Below are 3,480 nucleotides of genomic sequence, written 5' to 3'. Positions count from 1 at the left end.
CCATGCGTTGTCTCAGTGTCGATGGAACGGCGCGTCAGCGCTTTTCAGAAGTGGGAGGCGGGACGAGATCGATGCCGCCCGCGGAAAACGGGTGGCAGCGGCAAATACGCCTGGCGGCGAGATAAGTTCCGCGCGCGGCGCCATGATACTGGATTGCTTCGCGCGCGTAATCAGAGCAGGAAGGGTAAAAACGGCACCGGTTGCCGAGCATGGGGCTCACAGCAACCTTGTAGAAACGCAGTAAAGCGATGAGTACCGTTTGCATGGCTGGTGCGGCCGGACGGCGCCGCGCAACGTGGAATACCGGGTGAGGCCCGCGCAGCAGGGTTGCCGAAGCAATTTCGGCGAACCGCGCTGCCCGTACGACCAATGGGGCGGTCACTTGAGCGTCATTCCGTCTTGGGCGCTTCCGCGGGCGGCGCCTCTCGACGGGCAATTTCGCGCGCTGCCTTGTCGAGCAGCGCCTCTATCTCGCTGCGGCACAGCGCCCTCAACGGCGGCGACGAGGCGCTCGGCAAAGCCTTCTTGTCGAAGCGCGTGTGCAAACGCAGCAGCACATCCCAACCGCCGAATTCCGCGCGACGCAGCCGGAAGGCTTCACGCGCGAGCCGACGTACCAGATTACGCGTGGCCGCGCGCGGCGCGTACTTCTTGCCGATCACGAGGCCTAAGCGAGCGTCGTTGCCGGTGGGCCGGCCGTACACCACGAAGTGCGCGGTGCGGCGCCACGGGCGCAAACGAAAAACGGATGAAAATTCATCCGTTTTTAGTAGCCTTGCGGCTTTGGGGAAGGCGGCTTGCGCTCGCAACGGAACCGAGCCCAGTTGCGGCGCCCCAGCCGTTCCCGCATGACTACCGCAGGGTTTGCTTTCCGGCACAGACGGAGCGCGCAATCCGCTAACCTTAGATGGCGAGGCGCTTGCGGCCCTTCGCGCGACGTGCGTTGATGACCTTGCGGCCACCTGCAGTCTTCATGCGAACGCGGAAGCCGTGGGTGCGCTTGCGACGGGTAACGGAAGGTTGGTAAGTACGTTTCATGTTGCTCTCACTTGATCGACTGATCGAAAAATAACCGCACGATCATCGCTGAAGCGGCAATGGCCGGAGGTTTACTGAATTGGTTTTCGCGGAACCCGCTATTTAAACCGGTTTTTCTTTGACCGTCAATAGTTTAGCCAGGCTCGACCTGGCCCCGCGGGAAGTTCGCCGGATGATCGGTCCCTGTGGATAACTCCCCTTTCGCCGACGATTTGGCGTTAGAATCCTGCCTTACTTCCCAAAAATCCTGCACGCCGCTCCGGCTCGCTTGCCCCGCAAACCCTTGTGGCACAAGCGCCTGGAGCCATTGCGCCTGGTTCGGCCTAACTGCTCAGGGCCTTGTTGCGTGTGTGCGACAGGGGCAGCGGCGAACCGCCGTGCACACCATAACGACAGCAACTCGATGAACGATTTCTGGCAACACTGTTCCGCATTGCTGGAGCGCGAGCTGACGCCCCAGCAGTACGTGACGTGGATCAAACCGTTGGCCCCGGTCGCCTTCGACGCCGCTGCGAACACGCTGAGCATCGCTGCGCCGAACCGTTTCAAGCTCGACTGGGTCAAGAGCCAGTTCTCCGGCCGTATCGCGGATATGGCCCGCGATTTCTGGCACGCCCCGGTCGATGTGCAATTTGTGTTGGACCCCAAAGCCGGCATGCGCGCGCCGGCTGCTAGCTCGTCGCCGGCTCCGGCGCGTCCGTCTTCCGCGTCTGGTTCGATCAGCGGCGGCCAATCGGCTGGTTCGAATGGCGGTGCCGCAGTGGACGCGGCCGTTGGCGCCGTGCAATCGGCCCAAGCCGCCCGCACCAATGGCGCGAACAGCGCGATGGCGAACCTCAACGCGCATGCGCGCGCGGCAGCCGAACAAAACGCCAACGCACGCGCGGCCGCTGGAGATGCCGCCGACCTCGATCTCCCCAGCCTCGACGCGAACGAGGCCGCCGCCGCCCGCCGCACGTGGCGTCCGGGCCAAAGCGCGAGCTCGAACGGCAACGGTGAGAACGACTCGATGTACGAGCGTTCGAAGCTCAACCCCGTGCTGACCTTCGACAATTTCGTGACCGGTAAAGCCAACCAGTTGGCGCGCGCCGCGGCGATCCAGGTCGCGGACAACCCCGGCATCTCGTACAACCCGCTGTTTCTGTACGGCGGCGTGGGCTTGGGCAAGACCCACTTGATCCACGCGATCGGCAACCAGCTTCTAATGGACAAGGGCGGCGCGCGGATTCGCTACATCCACGCGGAACAGTATGTGTCCGACGTGGTGAAGGCCTACCAGCGCAAGGCGTTCGACGACTTCAAACGCTACTACCACTCGCTCGACCTCCTGCTGATCGACGATATTCAATTTTTCTCAGGCAAGTCGCGCACGCAAGAGGAATTCTTCTACGCGTTCGAGGCGCTGGTCGCGAACAAAGCGCAGGTGATCATCACCAGCGACACGTATCCGAAGGAAATTTCCGGCATCGACGACCGCTTGATCTCGCGCTTCGACTCGGGCCTGACGGTGGCGATCGAGCCGCCCGAGCTGGAAATGCGCGTCGCGATTCTGATGCGCAAGGCGCAATCGGAGTTCGTGAGCCTGAATGAAGACGTCGCGTTCTTCGTCGCCAAGCATTTGCGTTCGAACGTCCGTGAACTGGAAGGCGCGCTGCGCAAGATCCTCGCGTATTCCAAGTTCCACGGCCGCGAAATCACGATCGAAGTGACCAAAGAAGCGCTGAAAGACCTGCTGACGGTACAGAACCGGCAGATTTCGGTGGAAAACATCCAGAAGACCACGGCTGACTTCTACAGCATCAAGGTCGCGGACATGTATTCGAAGAAGCGTCCGGCGAACATCGCGCGGCCGCGGCAGATCGCGATGTATCTGGCGAAGGAGCTGACCCAGAAAAGTTTGCCGGAAATCGGCGAGTTGTTTGGCGGGCGCGACCACACCACCGTGCTGCACGCGGTGCGCAAGATCGCCGCCGAGCGCAGCACCGACGCGCAACTGAACCACGAACTGCACGTGCTGGAGCAAACGCTGAAAGGTTAAGGAGCCTGGAAGGAAATTTCGACCTGTTTATTTCGGAACTCGCCCCCATTTTAGTGGAGCGGTTCCGTTTTCAGGCACAATACAGGTTTAACCGCCCGGCGGCCGCGGGCGGAATTCACGCCGTGACAGGCGCTGCGTGGCGCCGGCGGGGAGCCGCGGGTGCGCGCTGTAAGGCTGGCAAGTCAGGCGCGCAGGCCGTCATATCAACGAAGGAATTCTATGCAACTGGTCAAGACCGAACGCGATAACCTCCTCAGGCCGCTGCAAACCGTGAGCGGCATCGTCGAACGCCGCCATACGTTGCCGATCCTCGCCAATTTGCTGATTACCAAGAACGGCCCGGACGTGTCGTTCCTGTCGACCGACCTCGAGTTGCAGATCACCACGCGTGCCGATTTTGGCGT

4 protein-coding genes and 1 pseudogene are annotated in these 3,480 nt (G+C 61.9%); 2 read left to right on the top strand and 3 right to left on the bottom strand.

All coding sequences use genetic code 11. The annotated features are described in order from the left end of the window. Positions 1-34 precede the first annotated feature (34 nt). The 3 genes from yidD to rpmH form a co-directional block, all read right to left on the bottom strand. Positions 35-265 carry a membrane protein insertion efficiency factor YidD gene (yidD, locus tag QOC89_RS19555; RefSeq protein WP_007180115.1) on the bottom strand — a complete coding sequence of 77 codons (231 nt, stop codon included), beginning with the start codon at positions 263-265 and terminating at the stop codon, positions 35-37. Positions 266-389: 124 nt separating this feature from the next. Further along, on the bottom strand, positions 390-893 hold the full coding sequence (gene rnpA, locus QOC89_RS19550; RefSeq protein WP_416340424.1) for a ribonuclease P protein component: 504 nt from the start codon (positions 891-893) through the stop codon (positions 390-392). A gap of 10 nt (positions 894-903) precedes the next feature. Then, on the bottom strand, positions 904-1,038 hold the full coding sequence (rpmH, locus tag QOC89_RS19545) for a 50S ribosomal protein L34 (RefSeq protein WP_004198824.1): 135 nt from the start codon (positions 1,036-1,038) through the stop codon (positions 904-906). A gap of 403 nt (positions 1,039-1,441) precedes the next feature. Here rpmH and dnaA point away from each other — a divergent pair, with 403 nt between their 5' ends. After that, positions 1,442-3,076, top strand: coding sequence for a chromosomal replication initiator protein DnaA (gene dnaA / locus QOC89_RS19540; RefSeq protein WP_323046527.1), 1,635 nt, complete (start codon positions 1,442-1,444; stop codon positions 3,074-3,076). A gap of 219 nt (positions 3,077-3,295) precedes the next feature. Then, positions 3,296-3,480 (top strand): annotated as a pseudogene (locus QOC89_RS19535) (DNA polymerase III subunit beta); the annotation flags it as partial.

The organism is Paraburkholderia sp. (genome assembly GCF_034668105.1).
Lineage (GTDB): Bacteria > Pseudomonadota > Gammaproteobacteria > Burkholderiales > Burkholderiaceae > Paraburkholderia.
Note: the sequence above shows the minus strand (reverse complement) of the source record. Positions and strands in the feature narration are given on the sequence as shown.